16 protein-coding genes are annotated in these 20,905 nt (G+C 60.6%); 14 read left to right on the top strand and 2 right to left on the bottom strand.

The annotated features are described in order from the left end of the window. Nucleotides 1-41: 41 nt before the first annotated feature. Complete coding sequence (locus tag RI101_03130) at nt 42-1,145, bottom strand: PKD domain-containing protein (protein ID MEC4889033.1); 1,104 nt, start codon at nt 1,143-1,145, stop codon at nt 42-44. A 24-nt stretch (nt 1,146-1,169) separates the two neighbouring features. Further along, nucleotides 1,170-2,993, bottom strand: coding sequence for an APC family permease (locus RI101_03125; protein ID MEC4889032.1), 1,824 nt, complete (start codon nt 2,991-2,993; stop codon nt 1,170-1,172). A gap of 352 nt (nt 2,994-3,345) precedes the next feature. Here RI101_03125 and RI101_03120 point away from each other — a divergent pair, with 352 nt between their 5' ends. The 14 genes from RI101_03120 to RI101_03055 all read left to right on the top strand — a co-directional run bounded on the left by RI101_03120 (nt 3,346) and on the right by RI101_03055 (nt 20,730). Further along, on the top strand, nt 3,346-8,205 hold the full coding sequence (locus RI101_03120; GenBank protein ID MEC4889031.1) for a multicopper oxidase domain-containing protein: 4,860 nt from the start codon (nt 3,346-3,348) through the stop codon (nt 8,203-8,205). Nucleotides 8,206-8,312: 107 nt separating this feature from the next. Further along, nucleotides 8,313-9,287, top strand: coding sequence for a carboxypeptidase regulatory-like domain-containing protein (locus tag RI101_03115; protein ID MEC4889030.1), 975 nt, complete (start codon nt 8,313-8,315; stop codon nt 9,285-9,287). A gap of 23 nt (nt 9,288-9,310) precedes the next feature. After that, nucleotides 9,311-9,928 carry a hypothetical protein gene (locus RI101_03110; protein ID MEC4889029.1) on the top strand — a complete coding sequence of 206 codons (618 nt, stop codon included), beginning with the start codon at nt 9,311-9,313 and terminating at the stop codon, nt 9,926-9,928. Between the two features lie 20 nt (nt 9,929-9,948). Beyond that, nucleotides 9,949-11,313, top strand: coding sequence for a HEAT repeat domain-containing protein (locus RI101_03105; GenBank protein MEC4889028.1), 1,365 nt, complete (start codon nt 9,949-9,951; stop codon nt 11,311-11,313). A 219-nt stretch (nt 11,314-11,532) separates the two neighbouring features. Further along, nucleotides 11,533-12,330: a hypothetical protein gene (locus RI101_03100; protein ID MEC4889027.1), complete on the top strand. Its 798-nt coding sequence runs from the start codon at nt 11,533-11,535 to the stop codon at nt 12,328-12,330. A gap of 169 nt (nt 12,331-12,499) precedes the next feature. Continuing rightward, on the top strand, nt 12,500-13,480 hold the full coding sequence (locus tag RI101_03095; protein MEC4889026.1) for a methyltransferase: 981 nt from the start codon (nt 12,500-12,502) through the stop codon (nt 13,478-13,480). Between the two features lie 15 nt (nt 13,481-13,495). Then, on the top strand, nt 13,496-14,209 hold the full coding sequence (locus RI101_03090) for a DUF420 domain-containing protein (GenBank protein MEC4889025.1): 714 nt from the start codon (nt 13,496-13,498) through the stop codon (nt 14,207-14,209). Nucleotides 14,210-14,239: 30 nt separating this feature from the next. Next, on the top strand, nt 14,240-14,707 hold the full coding sequence (locus tag RI101_03085) for a PCP reductase family protein (GenBank protein ID MEC4889024.1): 468 nt from the start codon (nt 14,240-14,242) through the stop codon (nt 14,705-14,707). A 77-nt stretch (nt 14,708-14,784) separates the two neighbouring features. Then, nucleotides 14,785-15,840: a hypothetical protein gene (locus RI101_03080; protein ID MEC4889023.1), complete on the top strand. Its 1,056-nt coding sequence runs from the start codon at nt 14,785-14,787 to the stop codon at nt 15,838-15,840. Between the two features lie 4 nt (nt 15,841-15,844). Continuing rightward, nucleotides 15,845-17,716 carry a cytochrome ubiquinol oxidase subunit I gene (locus RI101_03075; GenBank protein ID MEC4889022.1) on the top strand — a complete coding sequence of 624 codons (1,872 nt, stop codon included), beginning with the start codon at nt 15,845-15,847 and terminating at the stop codon, nt 17,714-17,716. 24 nt (nt 17,717-17,740) lie between these two features. Then, nucleotides 17,741-18,397, top strand: a complete 657-nt coding sequence (locus RI101_03070) for a DUF3047 domain-containing protein (protein MEC4889021.1) — start codon at nt 17,741-17,743, stop codon at nt 18,395-18,397. A gap of 21 nt (nt 18,398-18,418) precedes the next feature. Further along, a complete protein-coding gene (locus RI101_03065) occupies nt 18,419-18,820 on the top strand; it encodes a hypothetical protein (GenBank protein ID MEC4889020.1) in 402 nt (133 codons plus the stop codon). A gap of 36 nt (nt 18,821-18,856) precedes the next feature. Then, complete coding sequence (locus RI101_03060; GenBank protein MEC4889019.1) at nt 18,857-19,774, top strand: SUMF1/EgtB/PvdO family nonheme iron enzyme; 918 nt, start codon at nt 18,857-18,859, stop codon at nt 19,772-19,774. A 5-nt stretch (nt 19,775-19,779) separates the two neighbouring features. After that, entirely contained in the window at nt 19,780-20,730 is a 951-nt protein-coding gene (locus tag RI101_03055) for an SUMF1/EgtB/PvdO family nonheme iron enzyme (GenBank protein ID MEC4889018.1), read from the top strand. Nucleotides 20,731-20,905: the final 175 nt, after the last annotated feature.

The raw sequence follows: 20,905 nt of genomic DNA, 5'->3' as shown, positions 1-20,905 counted from the left end.
ACACGACTGAGAACGCCGCTGGGGGCCTTTTTCAGCAGCCGTTATGGCTCCACCACCACATCCACAAATGCCGGCAGTGAGTCCGCCCCTTTCTTATCCGTCACGCGCAGTTTGAAGCGGTAGGTGCGTTTTTCGGAGACGGTCGGCGCGAGGAAGGACGCCTCGGCATTGTTCACGTCCAGCAGGGGGACTTTGCTGCCGCGGATCTGGCTCCAGGCATAGTACAGGGCTTCGCCTTCCGGATCGCGGCTCTTCAAGCCGTTCAGCTTCACCTTCATGCCGGCTTTCACCGTCTTGTTCGGCCCTGCATCGGCCACCGGCGGTTCATTCGGCTCGTCGTTCACGGTCACATTCACATCGAGCGAGGCCTGCTTGCCCCGGTTGGTTACGGTAAGAGTCGCTTTGCCGTTGCCGACGATCTGCAGCATCCCGTCATTCAGGACCTTGATGACGTTGGCGTCAGAGCTGTGGTAGCTGGTGCCGCTGGATGGCGTGGGGATCGGGCGCACGATGCCGTCGGCGAATTCGCCCACGACCGGCAGCTCGAAGATCTTGCCCATCGAGTCAACATGACCGAAGGCCGAGGATTGTCCAGCGCGTCCCAGTTGCAACGGCTTGTCGGTCTCGAAGTCGATGGTCTGCAGTGCTGCGTCCGGCTCCACCTTCACGATGACTTCGTCGAACACGGTTCGGGTACCCAGGCGTCCGCGTGAGATTTCCGCCACGGCCAAGAGGCGCATCGGTCCCACGGCTTCTTTCGGGACTTTCAACGTGCCGCCGAACGGTGGGGTCTGGTCGAATCCGGACGAGAGGGCGGCCACCGCAACGACCGGCGCGCCGGTGATGCTGTCTTTCTGCGAATACTTGTCATCGGCCAGCTTGTCCTGTTGTGGCATGGTCGAGGCGTCGGAGTCGTCCTGCTGCACGAGGGTGTCGGCCTGTTCCCCGTACCAGTAGTAGCGGACTTTCACGATGGCGGTGTCTGCGCCGAGGTCGACCTGGGCGGTGACGGTTTGCCCCGACTTCAGCCTGGCGCCGTCGGTGGGTGAAATAATCTTGAAGGCCCAGGCCTGTTCTGACGGGGCGCCGAGGAGCAGAGCCAGCGCGAAGACGGCGGCTGTCACTCCCTCCGTTTTACGTTTCACGTCTAACGCTTCACGCGGCACGGGTCACCTCGTCAGGTGGAAGGGCACATCCGTCAGCACGACGCGATCCTTGAACAACAGCGCCGCTTTGAGCATGAGGGCTCGTTGGTTGTGCAGGATATTTTGCCACCAGCGAGCGGGGAGAATTTCCGGGATCACGACGGTGACCCAGGTGTCCGGTTCTTTTTCGAGAATTTCTTCGATGTAGTCGAGCAGGGAGCCGAGGACGGAACGGTAGGGAGAGGGGAGGGCAATGAGATTCACGCCGCAGCCCCATTGCGCCCACTGAATTTCGATCTTGGCCGTTTCTTCGGGGTCGAGGTCAACGAGCACGGCCCGCACTTCCCCCGGACGGCTGCGCGCATAGTCGACGGCGCGCACGACGGCGCGGTTCACGCCGCTAATCGGCAGGACCACGATGTTGCGCCGCGGCATGGGTGGCCGGGCACCCCGGCGGTCCAAGGTAATTTGTTCGGACACGGCTTTGTAATGCGAGCGGATGCCGCGAAACATCATGATGAAGAGCGGGATCAGCACGATCACGATCCAGGCGCCATGCATGAACTTGGTGCTGGCGATAATGATCGTGGCAATGGCCGTGGTCAGGGCTCCAACGCCATTGATGGCGAGCTTCGTTTTCCAGTGGGGCCCCCGCTTGATGAGCCAGCGCTTGACCATCCCGGCCTGCGACAGGGTGAAGGAGAGGAACACGCCGACGGCGTACAGCGGGATCAGGGCGTGGGTATCGCCTTGAAACAAGACAATCAAGAGGCAGGAGAAGACTCCGAGGATGATGACACCGTTTGAAAAGACCAGACGGTCCCCCATCACGGCCATCTGGTGCGGCATGAAGCTGTCTCGCGCCAGCAATGAGGCGAGGCGGGGGAACCCGGCAAAGGCGCTGTTCGCCGCCAAAATAAGAATCATCATCGTCGTGGCTTGAACCAAATAGTAGAACGCCCCCTCGCCGAAGATGGCGCGGGCGACCTGCGAGATGACGGTCTCGCTTTCTTTCGGGATCACGCCGAGATGAAACGCCAGCGTGCTGATTCCCATGAAGAGCGTCGCCAAGACGGCGGCCATTACGCCCATGGTGATCGCCGCATTTTTCGGTTCGGGCGCGCGGAAGGCGGAGACGCCGTTGGAAATCACTTCGACGCCGGTGAGCGCGGTACATCCGGAGGAGAAGGCGCGAAGGATCAGGAAGATCGACAGCGATTCGACGGCGGCTTGACCGGCGAGATCCGGGGGGGTGACCGGCATCAGTTGCCCCATGATCAGTTGCCCGCCGCCGATGCCCAGCATGAGCAGGAGTGCGCCGATGAACAGATACGTCGGGATGGCGAAGAATTTCCCCGATTCCCGCACGCCGCGAAGATTGACCAGCAGGACGGCGACAATGGCGAAGACGCCCAGCGCCGTGCGATGGGGAAACAAGCTCGGGATGGCCGAGGTGATCGCCGCAATGCCTGCCGCGACGCTGACGGCGACCGTGAGCACATAATCGATCATGAGGGAGGCGGCCGCGGTCAGTCCGGGCCACTCGCCCAGATTCGATTTGGACACGATATAGGCGCCTCCGCCTTCGGGATACTCGAAGATGATCTGTGAGTAGGACACGGTGAGGATGGCCAGGAGCAGCACGATCATGAGACTGATCGGAATTGAAAACTGGGCGAAGGCGATGCTGGCCGGCACCAAGACGAGGAGGATTTCTTCTGTCGCGTAGGCCACGGACGAGAGGGCGTCCGATGAAAAGACGGCCAGGGCCAGGGTTTTCGAGAGCCGTTCGTGCGCGGCTTGCGCCGTTTTCAGCGGGTCGCCGACGAGCCAACGTTTTATAATCATGGGTGCATTATCGCACAATCCGAGAACGGAGGAAAAAGATGAGGGCCTAGGCGGGATAGGCCTAAATGCCCAAATCCCCCGATGGACGCCGCCGCCCTCGCTACCAGTCTCGCCATGAGTGAATTCGGAAAAATTCCTGAGGCCTGTACGCTGGCCTTGCGTCATGGCCTGAGCGGGTATGACTGTCCAAAGGGGTTGACACAGACTTTCAAGTTCAGTATCGTGCGGCCTCCCCGCGAGGGGGGCCGTGTGTTCGTTTGTACAATGGAGCCTACTATGTAAACCGCAGTCGTTACATTCCGTGTCATAGGTTTTATTTCTGCATCGTTCATCATAACAAGGAGGCCGGTCCATGTTATTTCGTACGGTACGGGGTAGTGTACCTACCCGCATGCTCGGCATGATGGCAGCGGTAGCCCTGTTCGGGGCTCCGCTGGCATCGGCTGAGACTTCCAGTTCAGCTGGTCACGCGACGCATCAAGTCGCGATGAATCATCAGCTTCCCGCGTGGGCGGAACAACTCAAAGGTCAGACGATCGTCGAAGACGCGATGTCCGGAAAGGGCGAGCGGTCGTCGATGGTCGAGCAGCAGCATCAGCGAATCATGGAGCACATGAGCCAGGATCCGCAGGTGCAAGGCGTCAACACCGGCATGTACAACACCCAGTCCATGATGCACCAGTACGGTGCGGGCGGGCAGGACATGTTGCTGGTGTCCGATCCGCGCGTTGAGCCGGTGGCCATGACCGGCGGCGGCAAGTGCCCCGCGACGGCGCCGGTGAAGCAGTACAACGTGTCCGCGATCAACGTCGAGATTACCTTGAATCAGTGGCTCGATTTCTATCCGGGCTACATGTACGTGCTCGATGAGAACCTCGACAAGGTCCGTGCGGAAGAGGCGACGAACAAGGCCGCGCGCGAGAAGGAAGGTTTCGATCCCGGAGCCATCATTCCCGGCGTGCAAGCCCAGTGGATTCAACCCCTGACCATCCGCGCCAACCAGGGCGATTGCCTCAAGATCAAGCTGAGCAACAAGCTGGAAGGCGGCGAAGAGGTCAGCCTCCACATCCATGGTTCATCCATGGTGGTGAGCGCGACGGGCGCCGCGGCGACCACGACGAACTCGGATACGATCGTCGCCAAGGATAAGAGCGGCGATTTCGAGTGGTACATCCACCCGAACACGCAGGAAGGCGTGCGCCAGTTCCATACGTTCAGCAACGACCGTGAGCTCACGGTCATGGGCATGTTCGGGTCCTTCGTCGTCGAGCCGCGCGGCTCGTCCTACTGGGAAGCCCTCGGCAGCGGGGATGCGACCCCCGCCAGCAGCGGCTGGCAGGTCATGATCAAGAACGGCACGGGCCCGGATTTCCGCGAATTCGTGCTCTACTACCATGAAGTCGGTGATGAGGCCTTCCGTCCGCTGAACAAGAAGGGTGACTTCTTGCCGCAGCGCGATCCGTTGACGGACGCCTATCGTCCGGGTGGCCGCGCGATCAACTATCGCAGCGAGCCCTTCGGCATCAACAATATGCATGTGCAGCACGAGTACTTCGGCTTCGAGGATGAGTCGATGGGGTACAGCTCCTATACGTTCGGCGATCCGTCGCCGACGATCCCCCGCTCCTACATCGGTGACCCGGCGAAGTTCCGCCTGGTGCACGGTGGATCGGAAGTGTTCCACAGCCACCATCCGCACGGAGGCACGATCCGGTGGCCGCGCAGCCCGCGGGCGATCGATGACATGAACCTCTGGGCGACCAGCACGAACGGGCCGGTCAAGTATCCGGTCATCCGCGCCAAGACCGACCGCGTGGACGTGGAAGTCATCGGGCCGTCCGAAGCGCTCGACCTCGAAACCGAGTGCGGGTCCGGTCTCTGCCAGCAGCTGGCCGGCGACTTCCTCTTTCATTGCCACGTCGCGCACCATTATGTGGCGGGCATGTGGGGCTACTGGCGCGTGTACAACACGATCCAGCAGGGCGATCTGCGGAACGACGTGATGCCGGATCTCCGCGAGTTGCCGGACCGCAAGGGCCGCATCAAGACCCCGATTGCGTCGGACAAGCTGATCGGCCAGACCGTGGACTGGTTCGGCAAGCAGTTCACGATTACCGACAAGGGCAAGAGCAATTGGAAGGGCAACCCGGCCGTCATCAACATCAAGGATTGGGTCGCCATGCAGCTGCCCACCATGGGCAAGCCTGGCCACAAGGATGACGAAAAGGGCCAGACGCAGTCGTACGATGCCACCGTCCTGGATTGGACGTGGAACGGCAACGTGGCGATGAGCGAACGGGAGAGCGAAGTCGACAATCCCAAGTACAAGTCCACGCACCCCGGCAAGCGGCACCCGATCATGTTCGAGCCGATGACCGGCAAGGTGGCCTGGCCGCATCTGACGCCGCACTTCGGCCGGCGCGTGATGTTCTCGCCGAACCACGTCGGCGCGCCCTGGCTGGAGATGATCCGCCGGGATGCCAACGGGGACGAGAGTGTCGATCAGGCCTTGCCCGGAGAAAACGGCGTGTGGAGCCTCTGCCCGGAGAATGCCGGACGGAAGCACTACAATGTCCACTTCGTGAAGATGCCGATCAAGATCGCCAAGGCGCAGGGCAAGGAGCCGGCCGTGGTCGATCCGAACGGGTTGATCTATGTGCTGCATGAAGAAGAGGCGGCGGTCCGCGCCAACGACGACCTGAAGTATCCGCTGGTCGTGCGCGGCAACATCTATGACTGCCTCGATTGGACGTTGACCAGCGAATGGGACGACGACGACTACACGAACTTCCAGTCGTCGAAGATCAACACCCATTGGCATTTCCTGCAGTTCGACAACCAGGCGTCGGACGGCGTGATCACCGGCTTCTCCTATGAGCAGTCGGTCCGTCCGTTCACGATGCTGGAGAAGAAGAATCCGAAGGGCCTCCCGGCCCCGATGAACACGCCGTTGACGGCGGCGGCCAAGAAGGGCGCCAGCAGCATCACGGTGAAGAACGCGAAGCAGTATCACGTGGGCACCCTCATCATGGTGGGCGCCGATAACGTGAAGGGCAATGAAATCTCCCGCATCAAGGCGATCAACGGCAACACGATCACCTTGGCGAAGGGCCTGAAGAACGACCATCCGGCGAACGACATCGTGACGGTCGAGTTCGTCCGGCAGCGGTTCTGGGTCGATGCGGACGTGGGCACCGTGTTCTGGCACGACCATGCGTTCGGCGCGACCACCTGGCCGCACGGCGGGTTCGGCACCTTCATCGCCGAACCGGTCGGGTCCACCTATCATGATCCGAAGACCGGCAAGGAAGTGCGGAGCGGCCCCATCGCCGACATCCGGACCGTCGAGCCGGTGGGTCATGGCGTGAACAACAGCTTCCGTGAGTTGATGGTGCAGGTGCACGACACCGTGCCGCACACCGTCAACGTCGTGACCGCGGGCAATCCTCCCGGGCAGCCGATTGAAGTGGCGCTCGAGGCCGGCAAGACCGTGTCGTTCATGATGCCGGACAAGATCTACATGACGCCGATGCCGTTCTTGAATGGTGGCACGCACACCACCGGCAGCGGATTGAATTTCAGGGCGGCTCCGATCGCGCAGCGGTTGGCGACCAATCCTGATTCGTCGCAGATCTTCAACAGCAACGTCCACGGCGATCCCTATACGCCGACCTTGAGGGCCTATGTGGGAGACACGATGGTATTCCGTCTCCTGCATACCCTCATGAACGAGTCGATGGTCTGGACGATTTCCGGCCATACGTTCCTCTCGGAGCGCTATGCCGGTGACGCCAATCGCAAGAATTCGATGCACGTCGGTATTGCGGAGCGCTACGATCTCGTGGTGCCGCAGGCCGGTGGGCCTCGCTTGCAGGCCGGCGACTACATTCACTTCAACGGCCGGTCCTCAAAGTTCTCCGAGGGCGGTTGGGGTATCGTGCGCGTGTATGACAAGGAACAGGCCGATCTGAAGAAGCTCACGTCGGGCTTCTCCACGAAGAACGAAATCCCGAAGGCCCTGCCGGTGTGTCCGGCGGATGCTCCGGTGAAGTCGTTCAATGTGGTGGCGCTGGATTATCCGTCCATGAAGTTCAACGCGAAGGCTCCTGAGACCATCGAAGTGGACTTCGAGCGGAAGATCCTCATGACCAATCCGGACGCGAAGATCTACGCCTTGGAGGAAGATACCGCCAAGGTGGCGAGCGGCGCGCAGCCGATGCCCCTCACGCTCCGCGTGAACGTGGGCGATTGCGTGAAGGTGAATCTGAAGAACAAGATGAAGGAGAGCAAGGCGTCCTTCTCGGCCATCGGGCTGGCGTTCGACCCGAAGGATTCGATGGGCGCCAACATCGGCATGAACCCCGGCGATCAGACGATCGCGCCGGGCGCGGAGCGGACCTATACGTACTACGCGGATCCGTTCAACGGCGAGACGACCTCGTTGGTGTGGGATTGGGGCAATGCGATGACCAATCCGCGCAACGGGCTGTTCGGCGCCATCGTGGTGGGCCCGAAGGGCGCCAAGTACCGCGATCCGAAGACCGGTGCCGATTTGACGAACAAGAATGCCTGGGCGGCCGACGTGATCCTCGATCACTCGTTGCCCGGCATGGAAAACCGGCCGAACTATCGTGACGTGGCGTTGTTCTTCCAGGACGAAGACAACATCATCGGCACGAGCTTCATGCCCTATGTGCAGAACGTGGCGGGCCTGACCGGTGTGAACTACCGGTCCGAGCCGTACAAGTTCCGTGAAGAGCAGGGCTGCTCGCTGGGCAAGGTGTTCCAGCCTTGCAAGGCGGACAAGCCCGAGGATCCCGCGACGCCTCTGATCGAGGCGCATGCCGGCGATCCCGTGCGCATTCACGTGCTGGGTGTGAGCAACGAACAAAACGGCATGTTCAGCGTCGAGAAGCACGAGTGGCCGATCGAGCCCTTCATGCGCGGCGCGGATCAGATCAGTGTCGTGGAGTTCTCCGGCTCTGAGACGATCGATGCCTTTATCCCCTCCGCGGGCGGTCCCTATCGCCTGCCTGGCGACTATGTGTACAGCAACCAGCGGTTGCCGTACTCGCAGTCCGGCCAGTGGGGGTATGTGCGGGTGTTGCCGTCCGGCGATCAGCGGCTCTTGCCGCTGCACGGAGCGGCGGCCGGGATGAAGAGCGCGTCGGCTGAACCGCCGGCGATGGCGATCCCGGTGTCCGTAAAGTAATCTCCGGCCTCCTGCCTTGCGGCGGGGGCATGGGCGATCGCGAAGGGGGAAGCCGAAAGGCTTCCCCCTTTTGCTTTGTGGCGGCCTTTTGATACGATGCGGACGCGGTGCAAATTCACATCCGGATGGAGGACGACGCGGTGAATGGCAAGGCGGTTTGGCAGCGGGCAAGCAAGGCGGCGATAGCGGCCCTCTGGCTGCTGGTTCTGGCGGTTGGTGTGTTGCCGGCGGCGGCATATGAAGTGGTGGACGTGCCGCATGGCGGATCCATCGAAGGTGTCGTGCGGCTGGATGGTCCGATTCCCGAGCCCAAGGGCTTCAACCTGATTACCTTTCCCGATCCGGCCTATTGCGGACGCATCTCGAATGGCCGTGGCTGGCGGCTGCTCCGAGATTTTGTGGTCGGGCCGAATGCGGGGTTGAAGGATGCGATCGTGCTCCTGGAGGGGGTGGAGTCGGGCAAGCCGTTTGAAATTTCCGTGCCCCTGATCGAGGCGCGCGACTGTTTGTTTCTGCCCTTTATGACGATCGTGCGGAATGGGCATGCGGTGGAAGTGATCAACATGGATCCCGTGATGCACGATATTCAGGGGTATGAGACGTCGCTGGAATCCGGGGCGCGGACGCTCTTCAACACCCCGCTGGTCATGAATCACCAGCACCACCGGGGTGATATTCATGCAATGCACAATCATGCGCCGGGGGCCTCGCTGATTGGGCCGGTGTACCTGAACAAAGGGCGGCGGACCTTTTATATGCAGTGCGGATTTCACGCCTATATGGAGAGTTGGGCGATGGCGGTGAACAATCCCTATTATGCGCTGACCGATGAGAATGGGGCCTTCACCATCGATCGCATTCCGCCGGGGACCTATCAGATGGTGGTCTGGCATCCACAGACCGGGCCGGGGTTGACGAAAACCGTGACGATCCACGCCGATGGCAAGGTGCAGGAGCAGTTCTCGCTGCAGGCGCCCAAAGGGAATCGTTCCGCCTACAAGGTGATGGATAATCCCCGCTTCGGTCCGGAATCCCTCGGTTATTCGATCGACATCCAGCCGTTTGTGGAACGTCAGCATTGAGGCCCTTCCCCGCCACCGTTCGCATGAGGGCGCCAGTCCGATTACTGTGTCTCGGGCTGGCGTTCCTGTCAGGCAGCGTACTCGGCCAGGCGTGGGGCGGTGAGGCGGCGGCACCGGCCGTTGAATTTTCCGGGACGCTCATCAAGCAGGTGAACGGCCGTCGGCATCAGGCGCAAGTCTTTGCGAAGGAGGACCGGATCCGTCTGGAGTATAAGTATGCCCTCAAGACCGACTATGGGTATGCCGCGATCGAGATCGTTCGCTTGGACAAGGCCGAAACCTGGTATCTGCTTGCGCAGCGGAAGGAGTTGCTGGTCACGCCGGTGGATGTGGATGATGTGCTGCCGGTTCGTCCGGCCTTGCCGGGCGAGAAGGAACGGGTGTTGGTCGGAGAGGCCACGGCGGTCGGCCGCGCGGCGCAATTGTTCGAGGTGCAGACGGATCGCCATGGCCGGGTTGAACGGTTTTTCGAATGGGTCGATGTGGAAGCGGGGATCGTGTTGAAGCTGGTGAGCCGCGACCGGGATTGGTCGATCGCGTACGAACGGATTCGCCTCTCGCCGCAGCCGGATTATTATTTCGACGAACCGCCCGGATATAAAAAACGAGCGAGCCCCGCCGGGCCCAGAGTGCAAGGGTAACGGGGCGGCAAGGAAACAGGATGACACGAAGGCTATTCCATCGTCGCGGGATCGTGGTCGCGGGATTGCTGTGCGTGCTGGCGGGAATGAGCCCGTCGGTGCTCACGGCGGGAGCGCCCGCCGTTCCCAAAGAGGCTCAAGCGGCCTTTGAGAAAAAGGCGTACCAGCAGGCGCTTGATGAGCTGGCCAAGCTTGATAAAGAGAAAGGAGCGGCGCCCGATGTCAGGCGGCTCAAAATCCGGTCGCTGATTAATCTGGGCAAGCCCAAAGACGCGCTGGAGGAGTACGATCTGCTGGCCCAGGCTCTCAAGCACGACGATGAGCCGGTGTTGCGCGAGGTGGCGCTCGGCATGATCGTCGTGCTCGTGAAGGACATGCGCGAGCAGATGCGCGGCGCGGCCTACACGGCGTTGAAGGAAATCGATTCCGCCGAGGCGGTGCCGTTTTTCGAAGACGGGTTGAGCGATGGGTCGGGACCGGTGCGCGTGCTGGCGGTCGAAGGGCTGGGCCGGTCGGAAGCCGGTCGAAAGTCGAAGAAGTTGCGCGGCGCGCTGGAGGATCAGGCCGGGCTGGTGAAGGCCCGCGTCGTGAAAGCGCTCGGACGTTCGGGCGATCCCTCTGTGCTGCCGCTCATTGAGGCCGCAGCCAAGGATGAGCTCTCTCCCGTGCGGATTGCCGCGTATGCGGCGCTCGTCAGGCTCGGGAAGAAAGAGGCCTGGGACGATTTGCGGAAGGCCGCCGAGGCGGCCAACCCGGATGATCGAACCGATGCGATCAGGGCCATCGCCGATCTGAAGGATCAGCGGGGCGCGCCTCTCCTCATGGAGATGCTGACCTATCAGCAGCCCTCGGTGCGGGGGACGGCGGCGAGAGGGCTGGGACAGCTGGGGCGCAAAGATGCCCGCGAAAAGATCGAATTGTTGCTGAAGGATCCTATCCCGGCGGTGCGCGAATCCGCCGTGTCGAGTCTGGCTGAGCTGGGCACAGGTGAGTCGGTGCCGGCCATCGCGCAGTTATTAGGAGATGGACAAGTGACGGTCCGGGCGGCGTCGATCGCGGCGCTGCTTCAGCTCGGGCAGCCGTTCGAGAAGGTGGCGGAGCCTGCCAGAGCCTTGGCGCAGCAAAACGATACGGCCGCCCGGGCGTCGATTGCGTTTGCGTTGGGCAAGGCGACAAAGCCGAATGCGAACGATGCGATTGCGTTCTTGAATGGCTTGACGGACGATCCGCTTCCTGGGCCGAAGATTGTGGCCATTCGTTCGCTCGGCCACATTGGGGACCGGGAGCAGATTCCGCTGATGAAAGCGCAGTTGCACGATGCGAATGAGGCGGTGCGGGCGACGGCGGCCGGGGCGCTGCTGCACCTGCTGCAGCGGAAACTGTAGTGGCGGGTGGGGCAGAGTGCCCCCTTGTTTCAGATTGACAGGGGACGGTAGACTTTTATATACATACTCGGTCCAGATCAGCCTCGCCAGCAGGATGTTGATCGAGTACACCAGAGGGGAAGCGAGTCCTTCCATTCTCCTCATCAGGCCGGTGGGTGACGGAAGGGAATCACAAGCAAGAAATCAGGGGCGGTTAGTTCATCACAAGGAGGCAGTCACATGAAGAAGGGTGCGTTATCAGTTGTGTTTGGTGCGGCCGCAGTGGCGTTGATTGCAGCGCCGTTGGCTGCGAATGCCGGCGGAACCATTGCCGGGAAAGTGACCTATGCCGGGAAAGCTGAGCAGAAGGAATTCTCCTTCGCCAAGTTCCCGAATCCCAAGTTCTGCCCGAAGAACCCGAACAAGAGCTTGATGGATGGCGATAAGCGTTTCCTCAAGACCATCGAAGTGGGCAAGGATGGTGGTCTGAAGGGTGCGGTTGTGGCCGTGGTCGATATCGAAGACAAGGCGTTCATGGATGCCTATGCCGGCACGGATGTGGTCGCGGAATTCTGCGAATTCCTCCCGTTCACGGGCATCGTGGTCAACAACAAGAACTTCCGCGCCGAGAACCACGATGCGGATCCTGACGATCCCAAGTCCAAGGAAGGCGTGCTCCACAACCCGCACAGCTTCACCGTGAAGGGCTCCACCTCGGCGACCGGTTTCAACATCGGTCTCGCCAAGAAGGGTGACAAGCTCGAGAAGCCGGTGACGTTCCGCGGCGGCGCCGAAAAGGAAGGCTACTATCGGTTGCAGTGCGACCAGCATGAGTTCATGCAGTCCTTCTTCCTCCCGGTTTCGAACAAGCACTATGCCGTTGTGAAGGAAGACGGTTCGTTCGAGCTCAAGGATGTCCCGGCCGGCAAGCACAAAGTGGTGGCCTGGCACCCCTTTGCCGCGAAGGGCAAGAAGGTCGAGTTTGAGGTGGAAGTGGCCGATGGCGGCACCGCGAACCTCAAGGCCGAGATCAAGTAAGGTTTCTATTCTTCCGGCGAGGTCACTCGCCTCATCGAGGGCAGCGGAGCAATCCGCTGCCCTTTGTGTTTCTGCCGCCTCGGTTCCGCGTCCGGCTGCCTTGCCTTTCACTTTCTGAACTGGGTAAGATGCCTGAATTTTTAGGCCATTCAGGCTCAAGGGGATTGGTGTGTCACGGGAACTCTCACTCGCGGAAATCTTTCAGCTCGGCTATTACTGGGAAACCAAAATCCTGCTGACGGCCGTCCGTCTGGACGTCTTTTCCGCGTTGGATGGCAAGCGGAAAACGGCCGCTGAAATTGCGGCCAGGATTGGCGCGCACGAACGGACGCTGGCGCTATTGCTCAATGCCTTGGTGGCGATGCGTCTCTTGAACAAAGACGGCGAAACCTACGGGAATGCGTCGGCTGCCGAGACTCATTTGGTGCGGCAATCTCCTCAATATATCGGGCATCTGCTGTTGCTGCACGATGCCGAATGGGAGAATTGGGGCAAGCTGGAGCAGACGATCAAAACCGGCCAGCGAGCCGTCGATCGCCATGTCTTTGAAACCGATCCGGAACTTGGCGGCAATGTGCTGGCCGTCTTGCATCGAATCGGCCAGCAGAGCGGCCCTGATTTGGCGAAGCGCCTGCAGCTCTCTGGGCCGGTGCGTCTGCTGGACTTGGGGGGCGGGGCCGGGACCAACTCGATTGCCTTTTGCCGGGTGTACCCGGAATTGACGGCAACGGTGTTCGATTTGCCTGCGACGTTGCGGCTGACCGAGCGCACGGTGAAAGAGGCGGGGCTGGAATCGCGGATCGCGCTGCATCCGGGGAATTTCAACCAGGATGCCCTGGGCGGCCCCTACGATGTCGCCCTCATGTCCGACATTCTGCACTATCAAGATTTTGAGACGAATGCGGCGCTGGTCAAAAAAGTGTTCACGCATCTCGCGCCGGGGGGGCGGTTGGTGATTAAGGATCGTTTTCTCGATGACGCGGGGACCGGTCCGGCCTGGACCACGGCCTTCGCGGTCCATATTTTGGTCAACACGCAACAGGGCGGGTGCTACAAGACCGGCGAAGCGATCCAGTGGATGACGGCGGCCGGGTTTGCCTCGGTCACGGAGCTGGAGCGGACGGCGGTCGTGCAGGGCATCAAGGGATAAAGGGGCGCAGGATTCATGGACTGGTTACGCGATCCGGGCTTCTTTGGCACACACGCCACGGTCGGCGCTGACGTCAGCCAGTTGATGGCGACGTTCTTCACCGCGCTTTTCGTGATCGGCTGGATTCAGGCCAAACGGAATCGGGCGCATGCGCATCATTGGCTGATGCTCGGTGGCATGATCGCGATGCTCAGTTTCTTCGTCGCCTATTATCTCTTCCGGCAGCTTGGGGTTCTGGCCTTTGAGGGGAAGGAAGGGTTCGGCGGCTCGCAGGCGCTCTACGATTATGTGTTTATTCCCGTCCTGACGCTCCACATCATTCTGGTGATCATCGGCTTGGTCATGGCGGTCTACATGATCGTGCTGGGCTTTCGGTCCCAACAGGTATTGGATGGGGTGCGCACGCTCAAGGAGTCGCTCCTGCTGACGTCATGGCGGAAGGTGGGCCTCATTTTCGGGGCCGTGACGGCTGTAGTCGTGCTGCTGTTCCTCTCTCGAGTGGCGACGGCGGGATTCTCACTGAGGAAAATGGAGGTCTATCTTGGCCTCCTCGCCCTCGTGGCGTTTGTCTTTTCCATTGAGATGACGATTCAGCGGATCTGGCCGAACGGCGCGCGGCGGCACCGGGCGCTCGGCCTGTTTACGATGATCATCTATTGTGTGCTGTTCATTACCGGGACCACCACCTACGCGATGCTCTATATTTTTTATCCCGGCAAGATTGGCTAAGCGATGTTGACCTGCGGCTGTGGGCGCTGGATGCACACGGAGGGTGTTGAGGAACGAACCGGTGAGGACGGGGTGCCGCAATGGTTTGTGCGCTCGGAGTGCCGCGGGTGCGGCCTGAAAGTCGGCGTGGATGTGCCGGCCGGGCAGCTGAGCGGGCTGATCGATCGGTTGACCTGGACGGACGAGGCCTTGCACCGGCTGGAGCGGATGCCGCCGTATCTGGCCCCGCTCGTACGCGAAGAAGTCGAGCAGGATGTGCGGATCAGGGGTGAGCGCGTCGTGGCTTACGAGACATTGCTGCGGCCGCGCACCGGCGAGCGGATTGTGTGGGACCCTGAAGCGGAACGGCGATTGGATAAGGTGCCGGCCCCGGTGCGTGCCATGGCCCGTGTGGAATTGGAACGCACGGCGGCAGACCGCGGACAGACGCGAATCACGGTTGCGTTGATGGAAGAGATCAAGGCGAAGTATTTCGGGATGGCGGCGCAGAAGGCGTGATGGGAGAAACGTGAAAAGTAAAACGAAATTAGAGCCTGTCGTTTCGCGTTTCACGTCTTACGTCTAACGAGTCAATTATGCTGCATCGGATGGCATTGCGGGTGTTGCCCAGTTTGACGCTGGCGGTGACGGAAGAGTCGGTCCGAAAAACCAAGCGGATTGTGATGTTCGTTCCCGGCCTCGTGGCGTTTGGGGTGTACCGGCTGGCGAAGCATCTGCTGCCGTTGACGGAACCGGTGGTGCTGTTAGCGGTCAGCGGGCTGGTGGCGGTCGTGACGGCGTTGCTGGCCTATCGCGTCGGGCGTGCGGTTGCCTGGCGGGAGATCGTTCCTGCCGATGGCCTTCGCAGGCTTGGCTGGCTGGCCGGCTGGATTGGCTTTGTCTACGGAGTGCAGCTATCGTTGCTGGTGCTGGCGCTGCTCTGGCTGGTGGGATACGACTATCTGAAACATCCGGATGGCCCGGCCATGATGGCGATTATCATTTCCTGCACGGCGGTGGCGCGGGACGCGTTTGAAATCGGGCATGTGCGAAAGATGGCGGTGTTGGGGCGGCCGTTTCCGACCTTCCCGGATGGCACGGAGCTTCGTGCCATGGTGAGCGCGCAGCCGGCACCACTGAGCTCTTGGGTCGTGGCCGGCCTGGTGCTTGGCGCACTGGGCGCCGCACTGGGGAGTGTTTCAGCGGATCATCAGATCGCCGCGCTGATTCAGTTGGCGGCGGTCACGGTGCTGGGTGGCACGGTCGCCCTCTGTGCCTATTTCGGCGGGCTCCGGCCGGCGGCGCCGTGGATGCAAGGGCTCAGGCAGACGGCTCCCGGTGAGCTGTTGAAATATTGGTGGTGGCCGGGGCTGGCCTTTGCGTCAACCTACTATTTGGTGGCGGCGGGATTTGTGATTTTTGTGCTGAGGCAGCCGGGCTTGTCTCCGCCCTATGCGGTGGCGAGCGGCGGAGGCGTGGCGGCCATGATGGCGTTGTATTGTTACTATCTCGGATATCGGCGGCATGTGGAAGAGGCGCAAGGGCAAGGGCTCTCGTCGGCGTTGCTGCGTTGTCCGTTTGTCATGGGGATTCTCGGGAAGACGATCGGGGGCACGGCTGCGGTCTCCGCGGTTCCCGGTTCAAAGGCGTAATGACATGCGTATGACACGATTCGGCTCTCTTTCAGTGGCGTTCTGGGCAGGGCTGCTGCTCTTGGTCAGTCTCGTGGGAATGGGGTGGGGGACGCAGGGCCTCTCCTTCGCCGAGGAGACGACGGATTTGTATTTTAAGACGCCGGGGACGCCGCAGGGTCCGCCGGCTCCGGGTCCTCATGAGACCGTCTATTCACGGATCGGGTCATTCGACAGCCGGTTGCTGGTCTGGTTCGTGACGCAGCAGCATACCTACTTCGGCGGATTCGTCCTCGCGCTGCCGCTGTTTTGCGCCTTGCTGGAATTTGTCGGGCTCATCACGAAAAAACCGGCGTTGTCGCTGCGCTACGACGGCCTGGCCAGAGACTTGGCGAAGGTCGCGTTGCTGGCCCTCTCGGTGACGGCGGTGGTCGGGAGCCTCATGCTGTCCATGTTCATCTACTTCTATCCGTCGTTCATGAAGTACATGGGCGGAACCTTCAAGTCCTTCATGCCGGTCTACGCCATCGTGTTTGTCGGGGAGTCGCTGCTGCTGATTCTCTATTACTACAGCTGGAATCGGATGGCTGAACGCGGATTGAAGTGGATCCATGCCGCCATCGGCGTCCTGACGAATATTTTCGGCACGGCCTTGCTGCTGCTGGCGAATGCCTGGTCGGCGTTTATGATGGCTCCGGCCGGTGTGGATGCGCAGGGCCGGTTTCTGGGGAACGTGTGGCATTTGCTCCATTCGTCTCTCTGGAATCCGCTCAACGTCCACCGGTTTCTCGCGGACATTATGTCCGGCGGCGCGGTGGTGCTGGCCTACGCCTGTTACCGGTTTTTCACCAGCAAGACCAGCGAGGAGCGGGCCTATTTCGATTGGGTCGGCTATATTTTCCTGTTTGTCACGGTCTGCGCGCTGCTGCCGATGCCGATCGCCGGCTATTGGTTGATGCGTTCGGTGTATGCCTTCAGCCAGAGCATGGGCGTGACGATGATGGGCGGGCTGTTGACCTGGCTGTTTGTCGTGCAGGCGTTGTTGATCGGGGCGCTGCTGCTGGGGATCAACTATTACATTTGGCAAAGCATGGCGCGGATCAAGGGCGGGGAGCGCTATCAGCCGTACTACCAGTTCCTGCTCGGGGTTCTGACGCTGGCGCTGTTTATCTGGCTGACGCCGCACACGGTGATGATGTCGGCCGGTGAAGTGAAGGCCATGGGCGGGGCGCAGCATCCGGTGGTCGGGAACTACGGGGTCATGTCGGCGAAGAACGGCGCGGTGAACGTGATGATCCTCATCACGGCCCTCAGCTTTCTCTACTATCGCCGGGCGAATCGCACGATGACGGTGTCGTGGGTCAAGACCGGCAATGCGCTGATCGGGACGTTGTATGCGGTGGGCATGGTGAATGTGATCTGGCTGTCGATTTATGGATTCTATCTGCCCGCGAAGATCCGCGTCGGACTCTCTTCGCCGCAAGCCTTTACCACGCTGACGGTGATTGTGGCTGGGGTCATCATCAACCGTCTCATGCTGAGAGGCTCGATTGTGCACGGCCCGGTGCAATGGGGAAAGATTTCGGTGCGCGGGATGGTGGGGCTCTTTGGCTTGGCGGCGGCCTTCACCTGGGTGATGGGGCTGATGGGCTATATTCGGTCGTCCGGACGATTGGCCTGGCATGTGAGCGAGCTGATGGCGGATGTGTCTCCCTGGGCCTTTACGCCGGATCTGGAATTCGCCGCGAAAATGGTCACGCTCAACATGGTGGTCTTTTGGGGCGCGGTGTTGGGGTTGTTCTGGATGTGTCAGCGCGGGCAGCAGCCGGTGATGGGGGAGGAGTTCTTTGAGGAGAAGCCTCCGGCCTTGGCGCCGTCGTCGTCGCAGGAAGCCTAAACGGGAAGAAAGGTGATGAAGGATATGAAGCGCAGAGCGGTGTGGAGTGCGGTGGCCGTATTCGGTGCGGTGTTGTGTGCGGGCATGCTGATGAGCGAGCGGGCTTCAGCCGAAGGCCAGGTGTTGGTGCTGGAGGATTTTCAGGGGAAAGAGGCCGATGGATTTCCTTCCGCCTGGGACCACGAGAATCAGCGCAGCCACTCCAAAGGGCGGGAAGCCTACAAGGTGCATACGGAGAACGGCGTCAATTTTCTTTCGGCGAAGGATGCCGGGCAGCGGATCAAGAAGAAGAAAATCGATTGGGACCCCAAGGCCTATCCGGTCTTAACCTGGCGGTGGCGGTTGCAGAAGGCGCCGGCCGGCACCGATCAGATCGCGGCCATTTATGCGTCATTGGATACGGACCTCATGTTCATACCGGTCTTTACCAAGTATGTCTGGAGCGGGACGAAGCCCGACGGCACCTTGACGGAGGGCGGGATGTTCAGCGGGGCCGAGATCGTGGTGCAAAGCGGCACGAAGGACGTCGGCCAGTGGTTTGAGGAGCGGGTGAATGTCTACGAAGATTTCAAGCGCATCCATCAGCATGAGCCCGCGCCCAAAGCCTGGGGTATTTCGATTATCGCGGCGCCGGGTGTCGAGATCGACTTTGGTTCGCTGGTCGCGAGCCCTGCCAAGTAAAGGAAGGCATTCGGGAGTGGTATGACTGAGGCTGGCGCAGCGCAGGGGATTCCCACGCAAAAAATCGTGGATATCGTGTTGGGCATCCTTGTGATGGGGACGGTGGGAACGCTCATCGGCCTCATCATGGGCAGTGAATTCATGCTGCCGGCGATCGGGATCGGGTTGGTGATGGGGGGCGTCGTCGGCTTTCTTGGAGGGCGCCGGTTTTTGATCAGCATTTTGGTGGGGACTGTCTTCGGCGGTCTGCTGGCCTGGGTGTTGGCTGGACCGGAGCGGATCTCATATGGGGCCGGTGCCGGGGCCGCAATGGGTGGATTTCTCGGGGTTCAGGTGTCGATGCTGTTGGATATGCGTGCGGCCCGCAAGGCCGAGGCGGCGGGTGCGTCGGTTGACGGTGCGGCTCAGGACGCTCGCCAATAAGGGTCATCGTCGAATTTTTGAGGCGCTCGGAGACATATGGAAAACAGGGGTGTGCTGATCGGGTCAATCGTCTTTGTATTCGGGTCGTTTATTCTCCTGATCGCCGGGCTGGTCTACGAGTCGTACAAGGACAAGCAGATGCGGAAATTGGTCATGAGCATCCAGACGGAGGCTCGTCCGGCCGCGGCCAAGACGGTGGCGCAGGATTACTCCATGTACAAAACCAGAGTCGGGGATGAAGGCCGGGAGATGGTGCAGATTCCTGCCGGCCCCTTTACGATGGGGAGCAATGACGGCGATCCGGACGAGGCTCCCGAGCATCAGGTGTTTTTGAAAGGCTACTATATCGACCGCAATGAAGTGCGGCAGGACGAATATTTGCGTTTTGCCAAAATGACGAAGCGGCCCGAGCCGCGCATCGAAGTATTTGAAGACGATCAGTCCAAGGTGCTCAAGCCGGAGCTGGCGGCCATGAGCGTCTCGTGGGAAGATGCCGCGGCCTATTGCAAGTGGGCCGGGAAACGGTTGCCGACCGAGGCCGAGTGGGAAAAGGCCGGGCGCGGCGAGGGGAAACGAAAGTATCCCTGGGGCGACAAGTTCTTGAACAATGTTGCCAATGTGGATGGGCCTGAGGATGGCTATAAGTATCTTGCGCCTCCCGGCTCCTTCGAGGCGGGCCGCAGTCCCTACGGGTTGCATGACATGACCGGAAACGTCGCGGAGTGGGTCGCCGATTCCTACGACGAACATTTCTATAAAAAAGGGGTGTATCGAGACCCGAAAGTCATCGACGATAGCCAGCTTAAGGTGGTGCGTGGCGGCTCCTGGAGAGAAACGGAGCAGAACGCAAGGCTGTCCAAGCGGTTTGCCGCCAAGTATTGGCGGAATGACATCACGATCGGAATCCGGTGCGCGAGCGATCTGGACTCCGGAGTGGAAGCGGCCGGGCAGTAACCGCCATGCTGGAGACTCGATTCAAGGTTGTCTTTGGAATTACCGTGCTGCTGTTTGCCTCCATGCCCATTATTGCGATCCTGCGAGGGACGACCAGTACCCCATTGGAGGACTCGCCTGAAGAGCTGCTGGAGCCGGTGAAGACGGGCGAAGGCCCAGGAGAGGCCGCTGAGGAGCCGCTCAAGGACGAGATGGTGCTCATTCCTGGTGGCCCGTTCGTGCGTGGGACCAATGTGGGAGGATTTGATGAGCAGCCGGCCAGAGAAATTCTCCTCGATCCGTTTCAGATCGACCGGTATGAAGTGACGAACTATCACTACGGACAATTTGCGGCTGCAACGGGCCATCGCAAGGCGGGTCCTCCGGCGCGATACGCGAAGAATGTGGGCAAAATGCGCGGGCCGAATCAGCCGGCGGTCTATGTATCCTGGGACGATGCGCAGGCCTATTGTCAGTGGAAAGGGAAGCGGTTGCCGACCGAGGCGGAATGGGAAAAAGCCATGCGCGGTGTCGATGGGCGTCTGTGGCCGTGGGGCAATGCCGATCGGCCCAACGGGGCGAATTGGGCACGTGTCAATGACGGCTATGAGGTTGCGGCATCGGTGGGGGCCTTTCAGTCCGATGTGAGTCCGTTCGGAGTGGCGGATGGAGCCGGGAACGTCATGGAGTGGGTCGAGGATTGGTACGCAGAGAACTATTTCAAGGAGTCGCCAGACCGGAATCCCCCCAGCCCGGAGCATGGCGTCTATCGAGTGCTCCGTGGCGGGGGCTATACCACAGCCGGGGCCGATGTCAGAATCACCAGCCGCAGTAAAATGGTGCCTGATTTTCGCGATGAAACGATCGGGTTTCGATGCGCTAAATCCGCTGACAGGGGGGATGGTTCAGGGGCATCTGGCCTGGAGAAAATTACAGAAAGTCAAAGTAGTAGAGAATCAGAAACACGGCCAAAATGATGTTGACAACCATTCCAGCCAAAACTATAATGTCGAACAATTTTGAGTTTTTGGTCATGATTTTCCCTTTGTTTTTAAGTGACTTGCGATGAATTTTGAATAGCACACAGATTTTTGAGTGTCAAGGATTTCGCCGATTTCGATCAACTCATTCGATTTTAGGGAGGGGGAATAC

The sequence above is a fragment of the Nitrospira sp. genome (genome assembly GCA_035968315.1).
Taxonomy (GTDB): Bacteria; Nitrospirota; Nitrospiria; order Nitrospirales; family Nitrospiraceae; genus Nitrospira_D.
This window is presented reverse-complemented; position numbering and strand designations above follow the sequence as displayed.